Origin of the sequence: Shinella sp. S4-D37 (assembly GCF_040812195.1) — a bacterium.
Classification (GTDB): domain Bacteria; phylum Pseudomonadota; class Alphaproteobacteria; order Rhizobiales; family Rhizobiaceae; genus Shinella.
Window position 1 is genome coordinate 3,188,643 of record NZ_JBFNXL010000005.1, and the last position, 20,911, is coordinate 3,209,553.

Here is a 20,911-nt window from a genome sequence, read left to right on the forward strand (position 1 = left end):
GGCGTCTCCAGCCCGCCGGACGCCGTCAGGCGTCCTGCTCGGCCCCGTCGACAGCCGGCTCTTCAGCCGCGATGTCCTCTTCCGTGATCCAGCCGGCCGCAAGGCGCGCCTGGACGATCATGGCCTCGGCTTCGGCGCGGGAGACCTCGAACTTCGAGAACAGGCCCTCGAACTTCTTCGTCTCGCCGTCCTTGCGCTCCGACCAGCCGACGAGGTCGTCGGCGGCGCAGCCGGCGAAGTCTTCCATCGTCTTGATGCCGTCCTCGCCGAGCGCGACGAGCATCTGGCCCGTCATGCCGTCGATCTGGCGCAGGTCGTCGGAAACGCCGAGCTCCTTGCGCTTGGCATCCATCTCGGCCTCGATGCGGTCGAGATATTCGCGGGCGCGGGTCTGGATTTCCTGGGCCGTGTCCTCGTCGAAGCCGTCGATCGAGGCGATTTCGTCGAGATCGACATAGGCCAGTTCCTCGACGGCGGCAAAGCCTTCGGAGGCAAGCACCTGGCCGACCATCTCGTCGACGTCGAGCGAATCCATGAACAGGTTGGTGCGCTCGTTGAATTCCTTCTGGCGGCGCTCGGATTCCTCGGCTTCCGTCAGGATGTCGATGTCCCAGCCGGTCAGCTGCGAGGCGAGGCGCACGTTCTGGCCGCGGCGGCCGATGGCGAGCGAGAGCTGCTCATCCGGAACGACCACTTCGATGCGCTCGGCATCCTCGTCGAGAACCACCTTGGCGACTTCCGCCGGCTGCAGGGCGTTGACGATGAAGGAGGCCGGGTCCTGCGACCACGGAATGATGTCGATCTTCTCGCCCTGCAATTCGCCGACGACGGCCTGGACGCGCGAGCCGCGCATACCGACGCAGGCGCCGACCGGATCGATCGAACTGTCGTTCGAGATGACGGCGATCTTGGCGCGCGAGCCCGGATCGCGGGCGACGGACTTGATCTGGATGACGCCGTCGTAGATTTCCGGCACTTCCATGGTGAAGAGCTTCACCATGAACTGCGGATGGGTGCGCGACAGGAAGATCTGCGGCCCACGCTGCTCGCGGCGCACGTCGTAGACGAAGGCGCGGACGCGGTCGCCGTAGCGCATGTTCTCGCGCGGGATCATCTCGTCGCGGCGGATGATGCCTTCGCCGCGGCCGAGGTCGACGATGACGTTGCCGTATTCGACGCGCTTGACCGTGCCGTTGACGATCTCGCCGATGCGATCCTTGTATTCGTCGAACTGGCGGTCACGCTCGGCTTCCCGCACCTTCTGCACGATGACCTGCTTGGCCGACTGGGCGGCGATGCGGCCGAAATCCATCGGCGGCAGCGGATCGGCGATGAAATCGCCGAGCTTGGCGTCCGGGTTGCGGTCGCGCGCCAGTTCCAGCGGGATCTGGGTCGAATAGTCCTCGGCGTGCTCGACGACTTCCAGCAGGCGCTGGAGGCGGATCTCGCCGGTCTTGGAATTGATGTCGGCGCGGATGTTCGATTCCGTGCCGTAACGCGAGCGGGCCGCCTTCTGGATGGCGTCGGCCATCGCGGCAAGCACGATCTCGCGGTCGATGACCTTTTCACGGGCCACGGCATCCGCGATCTGCAGAAGCTCAAGCCGGTTCGCACTGACTGCCATTGTCTCAGGTCTCCATGGTCAGGCCGGGGCCTCGGCCGCCGGCGTCTGGAGCGGCGTGCCGCTCCGGTTCCGTCCTCTCCGTCCCGCCCGCAAAGAGGGCAACGCCCCCGGGACGGAACGCACTCACAAATTCATTCGTCGCCGTCTTCGTCGTTCTGGTTCGCGGCCTGAGCGGCCTTGGCCTTCTTGTCGGCGGCCAGCGCGTCGCGGATCAGGTCGTCGGTCAGGATCAGCCGGCCCTCGGCAAGCGCCGTGAAGGGGATGACGACCGTCGGCTCGTCGCCGGCGGCGGGCTGGTCCCGCTCCAGGGTGAAGCCGTTCTCGTCGGCCGCGACGATCTTGCCGCGGAAGCGCTTGCGGCTGTCGACGAGGATCGACGTCTCGCATTTCAAGAGGTGGCCGAGCCAACGCGAGAAATCCGACTTGCGGACCATCGGCCGGTCGATGCCGGGCGACGAGACCTCGAGATGATACGCCTTGTCGATCGGATCCTCAACGTCGAGCACCGGCGAGACGGCCATCGAGACCTTTTCGCAGTCCTCGACCGTCATCGTCCCGTCCGGCCGCTCGCACATGATCTGCAGCGTCGCGCCGTTCTGCGCCGAGAGGCGCACGCGCACCAGCTGATAGCCGATCTGCTCGATGGTCGGCTCGATGATGTCGGCAACGCGCCGGTCGAGACCGGTCTCGACGATCAGCCGCGGCTCGACGGCCGCATTTCCTGTTTCACTCGTGTCGGACATGACATGCCCTCCCGGGATTGTCGTTATCATGCACTCGATCGGGCCAATAAAAAAGAGCGGGTCCTCGCGGGCCCACTCTTCATCTGACGATCAAGAATTTGTGGCTGATATAGACCGTGTTTGTCATAATTGCAAGGTCGGCGCTCGCTGCCGCCTGTGGGTGGCCCGATCCTCCACCTTTTGCCGCCGGCGGCTTGCCCCTTGCGCGCTATGGACTAGATTGCACCCAACGCTGCGTCGAGAATGAGTGCCTGCCCTTGCCAGACCGGACATCCCCCCTCGCCCCTTTCAGGAACGAAACCTTCCGGGTGATCTGGGCAGCCAGCCTGATCTCCAATTTCGGCGGGCTCATCCAGTCCGTCGGCGCGGCCTGGATGATGGCCTCGATCACCTCCTCGGCCAATATGGTGGCGCTGGTCCAGGCCTCCACCTCGCTGCCGATCATGCTGTTCTCCGTCGCAGCCGGCGCGCTCGCCGACAATTTCGACCGGCGCAAGCTGATGCTGACGGCCCAGTGTTTCATGCTGGCCGTCGCGATCGGCCTGACGCTCTGTGCGTGGTACGGCGTCATCACGCCCTGGCTGCTCCTGACCTTCACCTTCCTGCTCGGCTGCGGCACGGCGCTCAACAACCCCGCCTGGCAGGCCTCCGTCGGCGACATGGTGCCGCGCGAGGACCTTCCCGCCGCCGTCTCGCTCAACAGTATGGGCTTCAACCTCACCCGCAGCGTCGGCCCGGCCATCGGCGGGGCGATCGTCGCCGCGGCAGGGGCGGCGGCGGCCTTCGCGGCCAATGCGCTCAGCTATTTCGCCCTTCTCTATGCGCTCTTCCGCTGGAAGCCGAACGTCTCGCCGAGCGGCCTGCCGCGCGAGGATTTCGTACGCGCCATCTCGGCGGGCCTGCGCTACGTCTCCATGTCGCCAAACCTCGGCAAGGTGCTGTTACGCGGCTTCGCCTTCGGCCTTGCGACGAGCTCCATCCTCTCGCTCCTGCCGCTGATCGCCCGCGACCTCGTTTCGGGCGGGCCTTTGACCTACGGCATCCTGCTCGGCTGTTTCGGGCTCGGGGCGATCGGCGGCGCGCTGATGAATGCACGGGTGCGCGAGAGCCTCACGACGGAGACCATCGCCCGTCTCGCCTTTACCGGCTTTGCCGTCAGCGCCGGCGTTTCGGCGATCAGTTCCTCGGCGGCGCTGACGGGGGCCGTGCTGCTGATCGCCGGCGCGTCCTGGGTCATGGCGCTCTCGCTGTTCAACACGACGGTGCAGCTTTCGACGCCGCGCTGGGTCGTCGCCCGGGCGCTCTCGCTCTACCAGACGACCACCTTCGGCGGCATTGCCGCGGGAAGCTGGATCTGGGGCACCACGGCCGACACGCACGGCGCCGAGGCGGCGCTGCTCGCCTCGGCGGTGGTGATGATCGGCGGCGCGGCGCTCGGCCTGTGCTTCAAGCTGCCCGAACTGCAGAGCCTCAATGTCGACCCGCTCAACCGCTTCAGCGAGCCGGACCTGCCGCTCGACCTGAAGCCGCGCAGCGGCCCGATCGTCGTCCTGATCGACTACGAGATCGCCGAAGACGACATACCGGAATTCCTGGAGGCGATGACCGAGCGGCGGCGCATCCGCATTCGCGACGGCGCCGGCCAGTGGGGGCTGATGCGCGACCTGGAGAACCCGACGGTCTGGACCGAGACCTACCATGTGCCGACCTGGGTGGAATATGTGCGCCACAACCAGCGCCGCACCCATGCCGATGCCGCCAACGGCGAGAAGCTGCGCCTCCTGCACAGCGGCGCCGAGCCCCCCCGCGTCCACCGCATGATCGAGCGCCAGACGATCGTGCCGCACGAATACGAGCGCTTCAAGCGGCAGGTGGAGATCCACTGACGGCGAAAAACCCTACCGCAGCTTCGCCTTGAGCGAGGCATCCGGATAGCAGGTCGGCGTCAGGCCGCTCTTGGCCTGCCAGTCGCCGAGCGAGCGGCGGGTCTTGTAGCCCGGCAGGCCGTCGACCTTGCCGACGTCGTAGCCCTTGGCGACGAGCGCCTTCTGCATGGCGAGCACATCCGAGCGCAGCATCTTGCCGACGTCGCCCCATTTCCCCTTGAACGACCCGCTGCCATAGGCGATGCGATCGGCAAGGTTGCCGATGAAGAGGGCGTAGAGGTCGGAATTGTTGTATTCCTTCAGCACGTAGAAATTCGGCGTGACGATGAATTCCGGCCCGTGCGTACCGGCCGGAACCAGCATCATGCCGGACGCCTTCGCCTCGCCGGAGGGAAAGCCCTTGCCGGAAATACGGGTGATGCCGCTCGACGCCCAGGCGGAGATGGGCTTTGCCAGATCCGGCCCCTCCTGCGCGCAGGAGACCGCCGCCGGGATTAAGACCTCGTAGCCCCAGCCGCGACCCGCCTGCCAGCCCTTTTTCGCAAGATAATTGGCGATCGAGGCGAGGCTGTCGGGCACCGAACCCCAGATGTCGCGCACGCCGTCGCCGTCGAAATCGACGGCATATTGCAGGAAGCTGGTCGGCATGAACTGCGGCTGGCCGAGCGCGCCGGCCCAGGAGCCCTTCAACTCAGCCACCGTCCTGTCGCCGCCGTCGACGATATGCAGCGCCGCGACCAGCTCCTTGCGGAACATGTCCTTGCGCGTCGACATGAAGGCCTTGGTGGCGAGCACGTCCACCGCCGAATAAGGGATCTTCGCGCTGCCGAAGCCGGATTCCCGGCCCCAGATCGCGACGACGATCTCGCCCGGCACGCCGAAGCGCTGCTCGACCCTGCGGAGCGTCGCCGCATGGGTTTTCGCAAGGCTGCTTCCCCGTCCCGCCAAGCCTTGCAGGCGCTTTTCGGAGAAATAGGCGCCGGGGGAGGAGAATTCCGCCTGGCTCTGCGACTGCTCCTTCTTTGGCTTCGAGCCGGGCGGCACGAGATCGGGCAGGTCCCAGTTGAGCGTCACGCCCTGCATCGCCGCGCGAAAGGTCTTCTCGCTGACGCCGGTCTTCTGCGCCGCGGGCCAGAGATCGTTGTCGATCCAGGCGCGGAACTTTTTTTCGACCTCGGCCTTGGAGGCGGCCTGGGCGGGAAAGGCCATCGTGACGAGGGCGAGCGCGAGGAGCGATGCGAGGGGGGTGAGCCGCGAAAGCCAGCTTAGCATCATCATTCCCCTCAAATCGCCGTGCGCGCCCGCAGCGCGGCCGTCAACGTTCCCTCGTCGAGATAATCCAGCTCGCCACCGACCGGCACGCCATGGGCGAGCCGGGTGATCTTCACCTCAAGGCCGGAGAGCTGGTCGGTGATGTAGTGCGCCGTCGTCTGCCCCTCGACGGTGGCGTTGACCGCGATGATCAGTTCGCGCACGCCGCCCTTCGCCACGCGGTCGACGAGGCCGCGGATGTTGAGATCGTCGGGCCCGACGCCGTCGAGCGGCGAGAGCGTGCCGCCGAGCACATGGTAGGCCGCGTTCATCGCGCCGGCGCGCTCCAGCGCCCAGAGGTCCGAGACGTCCTCGACGACGATGATGACCGTATGATCGCGCCGCACGTCCGTGCAGACGGTGCAGGGGTCGCTCGTATCGACATTGCCGCAGCACGAGCAGATGCGCACCTTGCGATGCGCCTCGCCCATCGCATCGGCGAGCGGGCCGAGCAGCTGGTCCTTCTTCTTGACGAGATGCAGCGCGGCGCGGCGCGCCGAGCGCGGCCCGAGGCCCGGCACCTTCGCCAGGAGCTGGATGAGTTTTTCGATTTCGGGGCCGGTGACTCGTTTTGCCATTGCCGGTATCTAGCCCATATCCGGTGGAAACGGAATCCACCTTGCTGGAGGCAGCGCTTGATCAGAATTCTCGCCGTGTGCACGGGCCTTGCCCGTCCGGTCCCCGGCAAAAGCTACAAGACCGGCATTTTCAAGACGCCGACCGATGCGGCTATCATGGTTGATCGCGAGGGGCTGCTGGGCGACGCGATCTGCAACCGGAAACACCATGGCGGCCCGGAACAGGCGGTCTACGGTCTGGGCTCCATCGATCTCGACTGGTGGTCGAAGGAGCTCGGCCGCACCCTGGAGCCGGGAACCTTCGGCGAGAACCTCGTCATCGACGGCCTCGACAGCCGCAGCGTCTCCGTCGGCGACCGGATCGAGACGGAGAGCGTGCTCCTCGAAGTGACCTCGACGCGCATTCCCTGCAACACGCTGACGGCCCGCATGGGCGACCCGGCCTTTTCGAAACGCTTCATGCAGGCGGGCCGGCCGGGCTTTTACTGCCGCGTGCGGCGGGACGGGGTGATCCAGGCCGGCGATGCCGCGACCTACACGCCCTTCGACGGCGCGCCGGTGACCATGCCGGAGCTGCTGCGCACCTATGGCAGGAACGTTTCGGAGGAAGACCGGCTGCGCTATCTCGCCGCCCCCATCAACGACAAGCTGCGCGCGGCCCTCACCGGCTGATCAGCGGGTCGCGATGGCGGCCGCGGCACCGGCCATCGTGCCGGCGCTGAGGCGGTTGGCGATGCGCACGGCGCGCGGGCTCTTCAGCAACAGCCGGGCGCGCGAGGCGAGGAAGACCCAGGCGAGGTCGATCGCGACGAGCACGACGAACATGGTCACGACCAGCTCGGCCCAGCCGACGAGGGTGACGGCGCCGAGATCGATGATCGCCGGCAGGAGCGCGACGTAGAACATCATGATCTTCGGATTGCCGAGGGTCACCGTCAACCCGGCAAAGAACAGTTTTACGCCGGAGCGCGCCTCGGGAAGCGCCTCCTCGCCCGTCTCCACCGGCGCGAACCACATCTTCCAGGCGAGATAGAGCAGGTAGGCGACGCCCAGCCACTTGATGGCGACGAAGGCGGCATGGAAGGTCTCGGCGATGGCGGCAAGGCCGAGTACGGCGCAGGTGAGCCAGATGCCCTCGCCGATCCACATGGCGGCGAGGAAGGGCAGCACGTCCCGTGCCCCGCGCGACAGCACGCGGGCGACCAGCGCCGCGATGCTCGGGCCGGGCGAGCCGGCCGCCATCATCAGCGCACCGGCGAAGACGATGAGGGTCATCAGGCTCATCGAAAATCCTCCTCGGAAAGCCAGACCCTACAGGATCAGAACGGCAGCTTGAAGCCGGGCGGGATCGGCAGGCCGGCGGTCAGCGCCTTGGTCTTTTCCGCGGCCTCGGCCTCGGCCTTGTCCTTGGCGTCCTTGTGGGCCGCGACGATCAGATCTTCGAGGATCTCCACGTCGTCCTCCTTGAAGAGCGAGGGGTCGATCTTCAGGCCCTTGAGATTGCCCTTGCCGTCGAGCGTGACCGAGACGAGGCCGCCGCCGGAGGTGCCGCTCACCTGGAGAGCGGCGATCTCCTCCTGCATCTTCTCCATCTTGGCCTGCATTTCCTTGACCTTGCCCATCATGCCCATGATGTCGCGCATCGGCCTCTCCTCTTTCTCAAATGGATGTTAGAGCGTCTGTTTCGCGCAATCCCGCCACGCATTTCGGCCGGGATCGCTAGTGTTCGATATCGTCGCCGGGCAGGATGTCGCCCTCGGCGGATTCCGCGACGGCCGCGACCTCGACGGTCTCCGACTCGTCTTCGCTTTCCTGGACCTTGATGCGCACGTCCATGATCTTGGCGCCCGGGAAGCGCTGCAGGATGGCGGCCACGTCGGGGTCCTGGCGCGCATCGGCGACGCGCGCTTCCTGCGCCATCGTCTCGGCCTCGGCAAGCGTCGGTCCGCCCGGCTCGCGCGACAGGATCACCATCCAGCGGATGCCGGTCCATTCCTGCAGCTTGCTCGACAGGTCGTTGACGAGCGATTTCGGCGCGTCGTTGGCAAGGCCGATCTCCAGACGCCCGGCCTCGACGCCGACCGGCCGCACGAAGGCGCGCACGAGCGCGCGAAGGCGGATGTCGCGGTTCTTCGTGCAAAGGTCGGCAATGTCGGAGAGCGAGTTCACCGGCACGTTCGGCTCGGCGGCCGGCTGCACGGCCGGCGCGCTCTCGATGCGGCCGACCGGCTGGGGTGCGGGCTCGGCCTGCGGCACGGGCCGCAGCATGGTGACGGCCCCGCCACCCGACTGGGCGCGCTGGACCGGGGCCTCCGGCGGGCGGGCGACGGCGGAGAGCGCGGCCTGGGCCGCCGGCTGGCCGCCATTGCCGCCATGGCCGCCGGATTGCGGCGCGCGCATGCCCTCGCCGCCGGAAAGTTCGGCAAGGCGGCGGGCCGCCTCTTCCGGCGACGGCAGGTTGGCGGCGTGCGCAAGGCGGATGATGACCATTTCGGCAGCGCCCGCCGGACGGCTGGAGGCCTCCGTCTCGGGAATGCCCTTCAAGAGCATCTGCCACATGCGCGACAGCGCGGTGACGGCGATGGAATTGGCGAACTCGACGCCGCGCACGCGCTCGATCTCGCTCAGCGACTGGTCGCCGGTGGCATCGGGCACATATTTCATGCGGGTGACGAGATGGGTGAAGTCGGCAAGGTCCGTCAGCACGACGGGGGGGCTCGCGCCGGCCTCGTATTGCGCGGCGAACTCGGCGAGCGCGGCGGGCGCATCGCCCTTCACGATATGCTCGAAGAGATCGACGATGCGCGCGCGGTCGGCAAGGCCGAGCATGGAGCGCACGGCATCAACCTCGACGCTACCGCCGCCATGCGCAATCGCCTGGTCGAGCAGCGACAGGCCGTCACGGGCCGAGCCCTCGGCAGCGCGGGCGATCATGGCGAGCGCATCCGCCTCGAACGCCACGCCTTCCTTGCCGAGAATGGTGGTGAAGAGACCGACGAGGTCCGAGGCGCCGATGCGGCGCAGGTCGAAGCGCTGGCAGCGCGACAGGACGGTGATCGGGACCTTGCGGATCTCGGTCGTCGCGAAGATGAACTTGACGTGCTCCGGCGGCTCCTCGAGCGTCTTCAACAGGCCGTTGAAGGCCTGCGTCGAGAGCATGTGCACTTCGTCGATGATATAGACCTTGTAGCGCGCCGAGACCGGGCGGTAGCGCACCTGCTCGATGATCTCGCGGATATCGTCGATGCCGGTATGGGAGGCGGCGTCCATCTCGATGACGTCGACATGCCGGCCTTCCATGATGGCCTGGCAATGCTCGCCGGGCACGCGAAGGTCGATCGTCGGGCGGTCGATCTCGGGCGTCTTGTAGTTCAGCGCGCGGGCGAGGATGCGGGCGGTCGTCGTCTTGCCGACGCCGCGAACGCCGGTCAGCATGTAGGCTTGCGCGATGCGCCCAGTCTCGAACGCATTGGTCAGCGTGCGGACCATGGGTTCCTGGCCGACCATCAGGTCGGAGAAATCCTTGGGGCGGTATTTTCGCGCGAGAACCCGGTAGGCGGCGGGTTTTTCGCTGGACGGATTGGGGGTTACGTCGCTCATAGACCCTGCCGCTAATCGAACTTTCGGTCCCGACAGGACGGCCAGGATCAGGACGGTAAGGTGGGAGGCTGGCACGATGACCCGTGCCGGGCTCGTTAGGGCTGCTTCCTTCCGGACCTGACCCGGTTGGCGAGTGGCTCGTCCACCACCAACCTCCCGTCCCCCATATCGGCAATATTCCATCCGAATGCAAGCACGGCGGATAAAAAACTGTTGGAGCGAATTTGGATGCCGTGGCATGACTCTAGAAAGCAGGCATGCCGGGAGAAACCCTTGAGCGACTTTCACCTTGACGAACGGATCGTGCGCGACAGCGACCTTCTGACGAAGATCGGCCTTTGCGAACTGCGCCTGATGAAGGACGGCCGCTGGCCGTGGCTGATGCTGGTGCCGCAGCGGGCGGATGTCAGCGAGGTCTTCGACCTGACGCCGCTCGACCAGACCATGCTGACCTTCGAGACGACGCTGGTCGCCGAAGCGCTGAAGAAGGTGACCGGGGCGGAGAAGATCAACGTCGCGGCGATCGGCAACATCGTGCGCCAGCTGCATGTCCACGTCATCGCACGCAGCGAGGGCGATGCGAACTGGCCCGGCCCCGTCTGGGGTTTCGGCACCGCCGAGCCGCGCTCGGCCGAGGAAACCAAGGCCCTTTCGGCCAAGATCCTGGGCGCGCTCACGCCATGAAGCCATCGCTCTTCGATCTCTATCGCCCGCATCCCGAGCCCAGCACCATGGTGGCTTTCGCGGAGAACAGCCTCGACCGCCAGTCGGAGCACCGCGCGCCGGACTGCCTGGAGCAGGCCTTCAAGGCCGAGACCGTGCATGCCTTCGCGATCGCCGGGGGAAAGCTCGTCGTCAAGCATGACGAGAAGATCATCGACCCCCTATTTGCGCCCTATGAGCTGGCCGAACTCGATCCGGTGCCGGAGGAATCCATCCTGCTCGGCTACCTGAAGAACGGCGAGCCGCGGCTGGCGATCCCCGTCAGGGCCGATCCAGAGACGCTGCAGGACCCGCTCAAGGCAACCGACGGGCGCACGCTCTACCGCCAGCAGATGCTCGACGACGACCTGCTCGGCCAGTTCGCCCAGGCTTCCAGCCTGATGACCTGGAACGGCAACAACCGCTTCTGCGGCAAGTGCGGCGCGCCGACCCGTTCGGAGATCGGCGGCTATCGCCGCGTCTGCGAGGCGTGCAGCCACACGATCTTCCCGCGCACCGACCCGGTCGCCATCATGCTGGTCATCGATATCGAGCGGGACCTCTGCCTGCTCGGCCGCTCGCCGCATTTCCCCGAGGGCATGTATTCTTGCCTCGCCGGCTTCCTGGAGCCGGGCGAGACGATCGAGCATACGGTGCGCCGCGAGACGCTGGAGGAATCCGGCATCAGGGTCGGGCGCGTGCGCTACCATGCCTCGCAGCCCTGGCCGATGCCGCATTCGCTGATGATCGGCTGCTACGGCGAGGCGATCTCCTTCGACATCCGCCGCGACGAGCAGGAGCTGGAGGATTGCCGCTGGTTCACCCGCGAGGAGACGGCGGCGATGATCGCCCGCAGCGCGGCGACCGGCCTTGCCCCCGGCACCACGACCCCGCCGCCGAAGGGCGCCATCGCGCACCGCCTGATGCGCGACTGGCTGGACTGGAAGGTCTGAGCCGGCCGCCGGCCGGCAGGTTTCAGAAGGCGCTGCGCATGGGATGGGCGCGATAGGTGCCGAGGATGCGGACCTTCTCGGAGAAGAAGCGAAGCTCCTCGAGTGCCTGGCGGACATGCGGCTCGTCCGGATGGCCTTCGATATCAGCGTAGAATTGCGTTGCGGTGAACTTGCCGCCGATCTGGTAGCTTTCCAGCTTCGTCATGTTGATGCCGTTCGTCGCAAAACCGCCGAGCGCCTTGTAGAGCGCGGCCGGAATGTTGCGCACGTTGAAGACGAAGGTGGTGACGATGATCTCGTCTCCGTCCCGCTCCGCCGCCGCCGCATCACGCGACAGCACGACGAAGCGGGTGACGTTGCTTTCGGTGTCCTCGACATTCTCCGCGACGATGGAAAGGCCGTAGAGATCGGCCGCAAGGCGCGGGGCGAGCGCGGCCATGGTGCGGTCGCCGGCTTCCGAGACGAGCTTGGCCGCGCCCGCCGTGTCGCCCGCGATCACCGGCTTCCAGCCGTTGAGGCGGACGATCTTGCGGCACTGGCCGAGCGCATGGATATGGCTGTGCACGGTGCGGATCTCGTCCTTCGCCACGCCCGGCAGCACCATGAGCTGGAAGCGGATCGGCATGAAATACTCGCCGACGATATGGAGCCGCGATTCCGGCAGCAGATGATGGATGTCGGCGACGCGGCCGGCGATCGTGTTCTCGATCGGGATCATGCCGAGGTCGGCATCGCCGTTGTCGACGGCCAGGAACGCATCCTCGAAGGTCTGGCAGGGCAGCGGCTCCATGCTCGGGAACATGTCGCGGCTGGCCATGTCGGAATTGGCGCCGAACTCGCCCTGGAAGGCGATCCTGTTGGTCTTCATGATCATGGCGGGATCCGATCAGATGGGGTTGGCCGCGAGCATCGCGCGGGCCTTTTCGAGGTCGGCCGGAGTATCGACACCCAGCGGAACGGTGTCAACGATCTCGGCATCGATGCGCATGCCGGCTTCGAGCGCCCGCAACTGCTCCAGCGATTCCCGCTTTTCCAGCGTCGACGGCTTCAGCGCGACGAAGGCTTCCAGCGCCTTGCGGCGGTAGGCGTAGAGGCCGATATGGTGATAGAGCGGCCCGTTGCCGTGTGGCGCCGTCGCGCGCGTGAAATAAAGCGCGCGCAGGCGGCTCTCGCCGATCGGCGAGCCGACGACCTTCACGACGTTCGGATTGCTCTTCTCTTCCTCGTCGCGGATCTCGGTGGTCAGCGTGGCGATATCGGTCGCGGCGTTCTCCAGCGGGCGAAGGGCGGCGCGGATCGTCTCCGGATCGATCGTCGGCAGGTCGCCCTGCACGTTGATGATGATCTCGGCCCGGCCCTCGGGATCGCTCGTGGTCAGCGCCTCGTGGATGCGGTCGGAGCCGGACTGGTGGTCGACGCGGGTCATCACGGCCTCGAAGCCGGCGGCCACGACCGCATCGAAGATATCGCGGTGATCGACGGCGACGACGATCCGCCCGACATGGGCCTCGGCCGCGCGGCGCGCAACCTGCACGATCATCGGCAGGCCCGCAATGTCGGCGAGCGGCTTGCCCGGAAGCCGGGTCGAGGCCATGCGCGCAGGAATGAGGACGAGGGTCTTGTCAAAATTGGCGGAATTCATCTGCGGCCCTTCAAAACCCCCGGGAAAAGTGTCAAAAAGTCTCAGTGCGGGGGCTACAATCACTGTTGCAACGAAGCAGCAAAAGACATAGGTTCCGCGCGATTTCAAGACTGGCCGGCGCCACGTCCGCCGGTTCCTAGGGGAGCGTTTGGATGAACTCTTATGTGAACATGGGCGTGGGTGCCCTCTTGGGCACCGTCTTCGTGCTGATGTCCGTGTCGATCGCTTCTGAAGGCATTTTCCATTCGGGCGCCCCCGAGAAGGAAGGCTTCACGATCGTGGCCGAGGAAGCCGGCGGCGAGGCAGCCGGCGGCGGCGAAGCCGCGGCAGCCGTTCCGATCGCCACGCTGCTCGCCAGCGCCGATGCGGCGGCCGGCGAAACGGTCTTCAAGAAATGTGCGAGCTGTCACACCCCGGAGAAGGGCGGACCGAACAAGGTCGGACCCGGTCTCTGGGATATCGTCAACCGCCCGGTCGCCTCGCATGAGGGCTTCAGCTACTCTGCCGGCATGACCACCTTCTCCGAAGGTCACAAGGTCGTCTGGGACTATGATCACCTCAGCTTCTTCCTGGAGGCGCCGAAGAAGCACGTTCCCGGCACCGCCATGGGCTTTGCCGGCCTGAAGAAGGACGACGAGCGCGCCAACCTGATCGCCTATCTGCGCACGCTTTCCGACAACCCGGCGCCGCTGCCGACCGCCTCCAGCGAAGGCGCTGATGCAGGCGCGGCCGCTCCGGCTGACGGCGCGACCTCCACCGAGGGCGCGGCTCCCGCCGACGGCGCTGCCGCCACGACGGAAGGCGGCGCAGCGACGACGACCGAGGGCGCCGCCCCGGCCGAAGGCGGCACCGCCACCGAGGACACCACGACGGAACAGCCGGCTCAGTAAAAACGCCAGCGCAATGAAGACGAAAGACCCGGCCATCGCGCCGGGTTTTTTATTGCCGCCGCGATGCGGCGGCCTCACCCCAGGAGCCAGGCCCAGAAGGAGACGGTGAAGACGCCGAGCGCCGTCGTCATGGTGATCGTGGAGGAGGCGAGCGCGTGGCCGACGCCGAAATGGTTGGCGAGAAGCCAGGCATTGATGCCCGTCGGCACCGAGGAGCACAGAACCATCGCAGCCGTCCATTCCGGGCTGAGGCCGAGCAGCCGGCAGGCGACATAGACCGCGCCGGGCAGCAGCACGAGCTTGAGGCTGGTCATCGCCAGCGCGATGCCGGCATTGCCGCCGACCTTGTACTTGTTGAGCGCCATGCCGATCGAGATCAGCGCCGCCGGCGCGGCCGCCCCGGCGATCTGGTCGATCACCACCTTCACAGGCCCCGCCAGCGGCACGCCGCCCGTATGGAACAAGGCCCCCGCCACAAGGCCGATCACCAGCGGGTTGCGCACCAGGCTCTTGCCGATGCCGAGGAGGAGCGTGCCGAAGCCCTGCGGGGCGCGCGTGCCGTCCTTGCGCTCCGCCCGTTCCATCAGGATCGTGCCGGCGATCATCATGACGGGAAGGTGCACGGAGAGCAGCACCGAGATCGCCACCAGCCCCTCCTCGCCGACAATGCGCGAGACCAGCGGCAGGCCGATGAAGACGGTATTGGCGAAGGCGGAGGAGACGCCGGCGAGCACGCCGATCCGCCGGTCGCGCCGAAAGCCGAGCGTGGCGACGAGATGCCCCGCCGTCCAGGTGAGGGCGACGCCGGCGAAATAGCCGATCCAGATGCGCAGCGGCGATTCCCCCGCGAAATCGGCCTCCGCGATGGTGCGGAAGAGCAGGACGGGAACGGCCACCCGGAAGACGAACTCCCCCAGCCCCTCGCCCAGCGCCTCGCGCAGGTAGCCGGTGCGCACGAGCAGCCAGCCGATGAAGATAAGGGCGAAGATGGGCAGGACATTGAGGGCGACGTCAGACATGCAACCGTCCGGAAAGCGGGAAGAAAGGCGGCAGGGCGGCCGTCCTGCGCGGGCTTCATGGGTAGGGCAAAGCGGAAGGAGGGTCCAGCGCGAAAGGCCCGCGCAGAAATGAAAAAAGCGAGGGTTATCCCCCCGCTTCCTCATCCCGGCCTGGCCGGGGAAGTGCTTCGCGCGGGTGCCAGTACATCCGTGGTCACCGCGCTTGCGAAACACGACTTTCGTATCTGACGAGGGTTCTACCGGTCCGCTGTAACAGCGGTATGACAGAGAACGCCCGTCCGTGATTTGAAGTCTGCGCCGATATGGTTAACAAAAGGTTAACGTGGCGCCGCACCGAAAATTTTCGCATTCCCGGCGATTGAACGGCGAACCTGAAACGTCTTCCCCCTGGTTCCATGCGCCACCCTCATTCCGACCCTCCCCACGCGCTCCGTCTTCGATTGACAAGCCGCATCCGGGCCGGAAGAGTGGCGGGGCAACGAGACGGGCAGCGGTAGGAGGACTTCATGTCTATGCGCGCATTCTTCGGTTTCTCGGCACTTCTTCTGGCGGCCGTCGCCTCCCCTCCCCTTCCCGCAGGCGCCCAGGAAACGCGCACCGTGGTCACCTCCGAAAACAGCGACTATTTCGGCTTCGACCTGCGCACCGTGCAGGACGTGACGCTCGACCAGTGCAAGTCCGATTGCATCGACGACCTGTCCTGCCGCGCCTTCACCTATAATCCCAAGGTGAAATGGTGCTTCCTGAAGAGCGACTTCAACCAGCTCAACCATTTCCAGGGCGCCGTTGCCGGCAAGATCGTGCGCGCCGACAGCGCGGCCGATATCGGCGCGCCGCCCGCCATGGCCTTCATCAGCGAATACATGGCGAGCGACGCCCGCTCCTTCCGCGGCAACGTGACGCTCGCCACCGAGCACGTCGGCCAGGGCGCCGAAAGCCTCGCCTCGCTCGGCCGCATCGAGACGGCGTCCAGCCGCTTCGACCAGGCGCTGATCGCCTTCAGGGGCGCGCTTTCGCTTGCGCCCGACGACTACTATCTCTGGATCGAGACGGCCGAATCCATGTCTCGCGCCTTCAACAACAGCTATCTCGCCGGCCAGGGCGCCCTTGCGGCGATCAACGCCTACCAGCTTTCGCGCACGACGGAGACCCGCGCCCGGGCGCTTGCCGTGCTCGCCGAGACGCTCGACAAGTCCGGCAACTACCGCGCCGGCATCAACGCCTACAAGGCAAGCCTCGCGCTGAAGGAGGACGTCGCGGTGCGCTCGGCCTATCTCGGCCTTCGCGCCCGCCAGGGCTTCCGCGTCGTCAACCACACGATCGATTCCGACAGTGCGAGCCCGCGCGCCTGCGTCGAGTTCTCCGAACCGCTCGTCAAGTCCGGCGCGGACTATGCCTCCTTCGTCACGCTCGACGGCGCCGCGCCGAAGGCCGTTGAGGCCAAGGACCGGCAGATCTGCGTCGAGGGCCTTACCCACGGCCAGCGCTACAAGATCGCCTTCCGCCCCGGCCTGCCGTCGGCCGTCGACGAGCCGCTGGAAACGGCCGTCGACCTCGATATCTACGTGCAGGACCGCGCCTCGATGGTGCGCTTCACCGGCGACGGCTTCGTGCTGCCGGGAAGCGTGCGGCGCGGCATCCCGATCGTTTCCGTCAACACCGACAGCGCCGACCTGAAGCTCTACCGCGTCGGCGACCGCGCCATTGCCGGACTGCTGTCCGAAAGCCGTTTCCTCACCCAGCTCGACGGCTATTCCGCCAGCCGCATCGAGAACGACAACGGTGAAATGGTCTGGCAGGGCCAGATCGAGATCGCCCGCGACCTCAACAAGGACGTCGTCACCAGCTTCCCGGTCGACGAGGCGCTGCCGGAGCGCAAGCCCGGCGTCTACGTCCTGACCGCCGCCGCCTCGAACGGCCGCACCAACGAATGGGACGCCAAGGCGACGCAATGGTTCGTCGTCTCTGATCTCGGCCTTACCACCTATGCCGGCACGGACGGCCTCAACGTCTTCGCCCGCTCGCTCGACAGCGCCGGCCCGCTCGACGGCGTCGAGCTCCAGCTGATCGCCAAGAACAACGAGGTGCTGGGCACCGCGACGACGGATGCGGACGGCCGCGCCACCTTCACCGCCGGCCTGATGCGCGGCACCGCCGCCAACACGCCCGCCGTGATCCTCGCGAAGAAGGGCGCGTCCGACTTCGTGTTCCTCGACATGACGCGCGCCGGCTTCGACCTGTCCGACCGCGGCGTCACCGGCCGTCCGGCGCCGGGCGCCATCGACGTGCTCGCCTGGACCGAGCGCGGCATCTACCGCGCCGGCGAGACGGTGCACGCGACGGCGCTCGCCCGCGACATCGAAGCCAATGCCGTGGAGAAACTGCCGCTCACCTTCGTCTTTAACCGCCCGGACGGCGTGGAGGACCGGCGCATCGTCAGCGACGGCGCCGCGCTCGGCGGCCATGCCGTCGACCTGCCGCTGCAGGAAAACAGCATGCGCGGCACCTGGACGATGCAGATCTTCACCGACCCCAAGGGCACGGCGATCGGCGAGAAGCAGTTCCTCGTCGACGATTTCGTGCCCGACCGCATCGAATTCGACATGACGAGCGAGGCGAAGGCCATCGAGGCCGGCGTTCCCGCCGAAGTCTCCGTCGAGGGCCGCTATCTCTACGGCGCGCCGGGCGCCGGCCTTGAGATCGAGGGCGACGTCGCGCTGAAACCGACCCGCCAGGACGCCGCCTTCCCCGGCTATGTCTTCGGCCTTGCCGACGAGGAGGCGCTCGAGGAGAGCACCACCTCACTGGAAGACCTCGACGTGCTCGACGACGACGGCAGGGCGACCTTCGAGGTGAACGTCACCGACCTTCCCTCGACCACCCAGCGCCTCGAGGCGAAGGTGACGCTGCGCATGATGGAAGAGGGCGGCCGCGCCGTCGAACGCAACCTCACCCTGCCGGTCAAGGCCGCCGGCGCGATGATCGGCGTGAAGCCGGAATTCGCCGGCGAGCTTTCGGAAAACAGCGTCGCCAACTTCCACGTCGTCACCGTGGCACCGGATGGCTCCCGGCAGGCGATGCAGGGCATGCCGTGGAAGCTGCTCGCCGTCGAGCGGAACTACCAATGGTATCGCGACGGCAGCTCGTGGCGCTACGAGCCGGTGCTCTCGACCAGGCAGATCGCCGACGGCACGGTCGATGCCGACGCGGATGGCGGGCGCATCTCGGTGCCCGTCACCTGGGGCCGCTATCGCCTCGAAGTGGAAAGCGCCGAGCCGGACGGCCCGGCGACCAGCATCGAATTCGACGCCGGCTGGTACGTCGCCGCGACCTCGACGGAAACGCCGGACGCGCTGGAAATCTCGCTCGACAAGGAGAACTACGCCGTCGGCGACACGGCCAAGCTGAAGATCTCGCCGCGCCATGCCGGCCAGGTGCTGATCACCGTCGGCGCGGAAAGCCTGATCGCAACACAGACCGCCGCCATCGGCGCCGAGGGCGGCGAGGTGGAAATCCCGGTTACCAGGGAATGGGGCCCCGGCTCCTACGTCACCGCGACGCTCTTCCGCCCCGGCACGGACCAGGAAAGCCGCATGCCGATGCGCGCCATCGGCATCACCTGGCTGAAGGTCGACCCCGCCGACCGCAAGCTGGGCGTCGCGCTCGACGTGCCGGAAAAGACGCTGCCGCGCCAGCCGCTCGATATATCGCTTGCCATCGCCGGTGCGGGCGCCGATGAGGAGGCGTATATCACGGTCGCCGCCGTCGATGTCGGCATCCTCAACCTCACCCGCTACGAAGCGCCCGATCCGGCCGGCTGGTATTTTGGCCAGCGCCGGCTCGGTATGGAGATCCGCGACCTCTACGGCCGGCTGATCGACGGCTCGCTCGGCGCCACGGGGCGGCTGCGCACCGGCGGCGACGGCGGCGAAGGGGCGCTTTCCGGCAACCCGCCGACCGAGAAGCTCGTCGCCTTCTTCGCCGGTCCCGTGAGACTCGATGCCGAGGGCAAGGCGAAGGTCAGCTTCGATATCCCGCAGTTCAACGGCACCGCCCGCATCATGGCTGTCGCCTGGACGAAGACCGGCGTCGGCAGCGCGTCGAAGGACGTCGTCATCCGCGACCCGGTCGTCGTGACGGCGAGCCTGCCGAAATTCCTCGCCCCCGGGGACCGCGCCGACCTGAGGCTCGACATCGCCAACACCGATGCCCCGGCCGGCGACTATACGGTCGAGGTCACCCACAACGCGTCCGTAATGGTCGAGCAGACCGGCGCCGGCCGAACGCTGCGGCTGGAGCCGGGCGGCAAGACGGCGCTCACCCTGCCGCTGATCGGCGGCGAGGCCGGCGACGGCGTCGTGACGGTCAAGCTTTCGAACGGCGCCGGCCTGTCGCTGGAGCAGGCGCTCAACGTGCCGGTGCGCCCGGCCGCCATGCCGATCACCACGCGCCGGCCGATCGAGATCGCCGCCAATGGCAGCCTGACGATCGACGACCAGCTTCTGGCCGACAGCCAGCTTGCCGGCGCCTCCGTCAGCCTCAGCGTGTCGCGCGCCGCGGCCTTCGACATCCCGGCGCTCCTGATGGCGCTCGACCGCTATCCCTATGGCTGCACGGAGCAGACGACCAGCCGCGCGCTGCCGCTGCTCTATCTCAGCGAGCTTTCCAAACAGTCCGGCCTTGCCGAGGACATGGAAACGCAAAAGCGCGTGCAGGATGCGATTTACCGGGTGCTCGCCAACCAGTCCTCCTCGGGCAGCTTCGGCCTCTGGGGGCCGGGCTACGGCGACCTGTGGCTCGACGCCTTCGTCACGGACTTCCTCACACGGGCCCGCGAGCAGAAGTTCGACGTGCCGGAACAGGCCATGGTGCAGGCGCTCTCCAACCTGCAGAACGCGCTGTCCTACGACGTCAACGTCACCAACCAGGGCAACGAGATCGCCTATGCGCTCTATGTGCTCGCCCGCAACCGCAAGGCCGCGATCAGCGACCTGCGCTACTATGCCGACACGAAGCTCGCGGAGTTCTCCTCGCCGCTCTCCCGCGCGCATCTTGCCGCCGCACTCGGGCTCTACGGCGATGCCCAGCGCTCGATGACGATCTTCTCCAATGCGCTCGGCCTGTCGCGCGACAGCGTGCTGAACGCCAGCCTCTCGCGCACCGACTACGGTTCCTCGCTGCGCGACGGGGCCGCCATCCTGGCGTTGGCCGCCGAGGCCCGGCCGGTTCCGACCATCATTCCGGACCTGACCAAGCTCGTCGCGAAGCAATGGGAGGACAAGCGCTGGACCAGCACGCAGGAACAGACCTGGATGCTGCTCGCCGCCCGGTCCGTGAAGGATGCCGACAAGGGCCTGGCGCTGGAGATCAACGGTGCCGCGCATTCGGGCGGCTATGCCGCGCAGATGACGGGCAAGGCGCTGATGGAGAACCCGCTGACCGTTGCCAACCGTTCAGGCGAGCCGGTCTCGGCCATGCTGACGACGGTCGCCGCCCCGGCCGATCCGCTGCCGGCCGGCGGCGACGGCTTTACCATCGAGCGCAGCTACTACACGCTCGACGGCGAGGAGGCGAACGTCTCCGAGGCGAGGCAGAACGAGCGCTACGTCGTGGTGCTGAAGGTGACGGAGCACAACAGCTGGCCGTCGCGCATCATCATCACCGATCTCCTGCCCGCCGGTTTCGAGATCGACAATCCGAGCCTCGTCGATAGCGCGAAGCTGGCGAATTTCGACTGGATCGGCGAGATCGAGCCGGCCCATACGGAGTTCCGCTACGACCGCTTCGTCGCGGCCTTCAACCGCAGCGCGGGCGACAACCGCGAGGTGGCGCTCGCCTATGTCGTGCGCGCCGTCACGCCGGGCACCTACGACCACCCGGCCGCGCAGGTGGAGGACATGTACCGTCCGCAATATTCCGCCCGCACGGCGACCGGCCGCATGCAGGTCGGCAAGGCCGAATAG

Annotated in this window: 16 protein-coding genes and 1 other RNA gene; 6 read left to right on the plus strand and 11 right to left on the minus strand. The window is 67.0% G+C overall.

Annotated elements, in window-relative coordinates:
• Positions 1-25: 25 nt before the first annotated feature.
• Positions 26-1,624 (minus strand): transcription termination factor NusA, encoded by a 1,599-nt coding sequence (nusA, locus tag AB3G45_RS23130; RefSeq protein WP_367832776.1) that lies wholly within the window; start codon positions 1,622-1,624, stop codon positions 26-28.
• A 131-nt stretch (positions 1,625-1,755) separates the two neighbouring features.
• On the minus strand, positions 1,756-2,367 hold the full coding sequence (rimP, locus tag AB3G45_RS23135) for a ribosome maturation factor RimP (protein WP_367832777.1): 612 nt from the start codon (positions 2,365-2,367) through the stop codon (positions 1,756-1,758).
• Positions 2,368-2,624: 257 nt separating this feature from the next.
• On the opposite strand from rimP, the gene AB3G45_RS23140 reads away from it, so the two are divergent.
• Positions 2,625-4,253: an MFS transporter gene (locus AB3G45_RS23140; protein ID WP_367832778.1), complete on the plus strand. Its 1,629-nt coding sequence runs from the start codon at positions 2,625-2,627 to the stop codon at positions 4,251-4,253.
• 12 nt (positions 4,254-4,265) lie between these two features.
• On the opposite strand, the gene AB3G45_RS23145 is transcribed toward AB3G45_RS23140, so the two are convergent.
• Positions 4,266-5,525, minus strand: a complete 1,260-nt coding sequence (locus AB3G45_RS23145; RefSeq protein WP_367833654.1) for a lytic murein transglycosylase — start codon at positions 5,523-5,525, stop codon at positions 4,266-4,268.
• An 11-nt stretch (positions 5,526-5,536) separates the two neighbouring features.
• The gene (gene recR, locus AB3G45_RS23150; protein WP_367832779.1) at positions 5,537-6,142 is read right to left on the minus strand and encodes a recombination mediator RecR; all 606 of its coding nucleotides are present in this window, start codon (positions 6,140-6,142) and stop codon (positions 5,537-5,539) included.
• A gap of 60 nt (positions 6,143-6,202) precedes the next feature.
• Here recR and AB3G45_RS23155 point away from each other — a divergent pair, with 60 nt between their 5' ends.
• Entirely contained in the window at positions 6,203-6,814 is a 612-nt protein-coding gene (locus tag AB3G45_RS23155) for an MOSC domain-containing protein (RefSeq protein ID WP_367833655.1), read from the plus strand.
• Here AB3G45_RS23155 and AB3G45_RS23160 read toward each other — a convergent pair whose 3' ends face one another.
• The 4 genes from AB3G45_RS23160 to ffs form a co-directional block, all read right to left on the minus strand.
• Positions 6,815-7,426: a LysE family translocator gene (locus AB3G45_RS23160; RefSeq protein WP_367832780.1), complete on the minus strand. Its 612-nt coding sequence runs from the start codon at positions 7,424-7,426 to the stop codon at positions 6,815-6,817.
• Between the two features lie 35 nt (positions 7,427-7,461).
• Positions 7,462-7,785 carry a YbaB/EbfC family nucleoid-associated protein gene (locus AB3G45_RS23165; RefSeq protein WP_133035935.1) on the minus strand — a complete coding sequence of 108 codons (324 nt, stop codon included), beginning with the start codon at positions 7,783-7,785 and terminating at the stop codon, positions 7,462-7,464.
• A 76-nt stretch (positions 7,786-7,861) separates the two neighbouring features.
• The gene (locus AB3G45_RS23170) at positions 7,862-9,742 is read right to left on the minus strand and encodes a DNA polymerase III subunit gamma/tau (protein WP_367832781.1); all 1,881 of its coding nucleotides are present in this window, start codon (positions 9,740-9,742) and stop codon (positions 7,862-7,864) included.
• Between the two features lie 60 nt (positions 9,743-9,802).
• Positions 9,803-9,899, minus strand: an RNA gene (gene ffs, locus AB3G45_RS23175) — signal recognition particle sRNA small type.
• A 116-nt stretch (positions 9,900-10,015) separates the two neighbouring features.
• Between ffs and AB3G45_RS23180 the strand changes: the two genes are divergently transcribed.
• Both AB3G45_RS23180 and nudC read left to right on the plus strand, forming a co-directional pair.
• Positions 10,016-10,426: an HIT domain-containing protein gene (locus AB3G45_RS23180; protein ID WP_367832782.1), complete on the plus strand. Its 411-nt coding sequence runs from the start codon at positions 10,016-10,018 to the stop codon at positions 10,424-10,426.
• Positions 10,423-11,397 (plus strand): NAD(+) diphosphatase, encoded by a 975-nt coding sequence (gene nudC / locus AB3G45_RS23185; protein ID WP_367832783.1) that lies wholly within the window; start codon positions 10,423-10,425, stop codon positions 11,395-11,397. Before AB3G45_RS23180 ends, nudC begins: the two co-directional genes overlap by 4 nt.
• A 22-nt stretch (positions 11,398-11,419) precedes the next feature.
• On the opposite strand, the gene AB3G45_RS23190 is transcribed toward nudC, so the two are convergent.
• Positions 11,420-12,271, minus strand: coding sequence for a prephenate dehydratase (locus AB3G45_RS23190; protein WP_367832784.1), 852 nt, complete (start codon positions 12,269-12,271; stop codon positions 11,420-11,422).
• 12 nt (positions 12,272-12,283) lie between these two features.
• Positions 12,284-13,039: a 3-deoxy-manno-octulosonate cytidylyltransferase gene (locus AB3G45_RS23195; RefSeq protein ID WP_367832785.1), complete on the minus strand. Its 756-nt coding sequence runs from the start codon at positions 13,037-13,039 to the stop codon at positions 12,284-12,286.
• 152 nt (positions 13,040-13,191) lie between these two features.
• Here AB3G45_RS23195 and AB3G45_RS23200 point away from each other — a divergent pair, with 152 nt between their 5' ends.
• A complete protein-coding gene (locus tag AB3G45_RS23200) occupies positions 13,192-13,929 on the plus strand; it encodes a cytochrome c family protein (protein WP_367832786.1) in 738 nt (245 codons plus the stop codon).
• A 74-nt stretch (positions 13,930-14,003) separates the two neighbouring features.
• Here the strand turns inward: AB3G45_RS23200 and AB3G45_RS23205 are convergent, their stop codons facing one another.
• A complete protein-coding gene (locus AB3G45_RS23205; protein WP_367832787.1) occupies positions 14,004-14,948 on the minus strand; it encodes an AEC family transporter in 945 nt (314 codons plus the stop codon).
• Positions 14,949-15,460: 512 nt separating this feature from the next.
• On the opposite strand from AB3G45_RS23205, the gene AB3G45_RS23210 reads away from it, so the two are divergent.
• Positions 15,461-20,911: an MG2 domain-containing protein gene (locus tag AB3G45_RS23210; RefSeq protein ID WP_367833656.1), complete on the plus strand. Its 5,451-nt coding sequence runs from the start codon at positions 15,461-15,463 to the stop codon at positions 20,909-20,911.

Excerpts from the sequence above, each read along its gene's own strand:
- nusA (WP_367832776.1), bottom strand. The coding sequence starts at position 1,624 with ATGGCAGTCAGTGCGAACCGGCTTGAGCTTCTGCAGATCGCGGATGCC.
- rimP (WP_367832777.1), bottom strand. The coding sequence starts at position 2,367 with ATGTCCGACACGAGTGAAACAGGAAATGCGGCCGTCGAGCCGCGGCTG.
- AB3G45_RS23145 (WP_367833654.1), bottom strand. The coding sequence starts at position 5,525 with ATGCTAAGCTGGCTTTCGCGGCTCACCCCCCTCGCATCGCTCCTCGCG.
- recR (WP_367832779.1), bottom strand. The coding sequence starts at position 6,142 with ATGGCAAAACGAGTCACCGGCCCCGAAATCGAAAAACTCATCCAGCTC.
- AB3G45_RS23160 (WP_367832780.1), bottom strand. The coding sequence starts at position 7,426 with ATGAGCCTGATGACCCTCATCGTCTTCGCCGGTGCGCTGATGATGGCG.
- AB3G45_RS23165 (WP_133035935.1), bottom strand. The coding sequence starts at position 7,785 with ATGCGCGACATCATGGGCATGATGGGCAAGGTCAAGGAAATGCAGGCC.
- AB3G45_RS23170 (WP_367832781.1), bottom strand. The coding sequence starts at position 9,742 with ATGAGCGACGTAACCCCCAATCCGTCCAGCGAAAAACCCGCCGCCTAC.
- nudC (WP_367832783.1), top strand. The coding sequence starts at position 10,423 with ATGAAGCCATCGCTCTTCGATCTCTATCGCCCGCATCCCGAGCCCAGC.
- AB3G45_RS23190 (WP_367832784.1), bottom strand. The coding sequence starts at position 12,271 with ATGATCATGAAGACCAACAGGATCGCCTTCCAGGGCGAGTTCGGCGCC.
- AB3G45_RS23195 (WP_367832785.1), bottom strand. The coding sequence starts at position 13,039 with ATGAATTCCGCCAATTTTGACAAGACCCTCGTCCTCATTCCTGCGCGC.
- AB3G45_RS23200 (WP_367832786.1), top strand. The coding sequence starts at position 13,192 with ATGAACTCTTATGTGAACATGGGCGTGGGTGCCCTCTTGGGCACCGTC.
- AB3G45_RS23205 (WP_367832787.1), bottom strand. The coding sequence starts at position 14,948 with ATGTCTGACGTCGCCCTCAATGTCCTGCCCATCTTCGCCCTTATCTTC.
- AB3G45_RS23210 (WP_367833656.1), top strand. The coding sequence starts at position 15,461 with ATGCGCGCATTCTTCGGTTTCTCGGCACTTCTTCTGGCGGCCGTCGCC.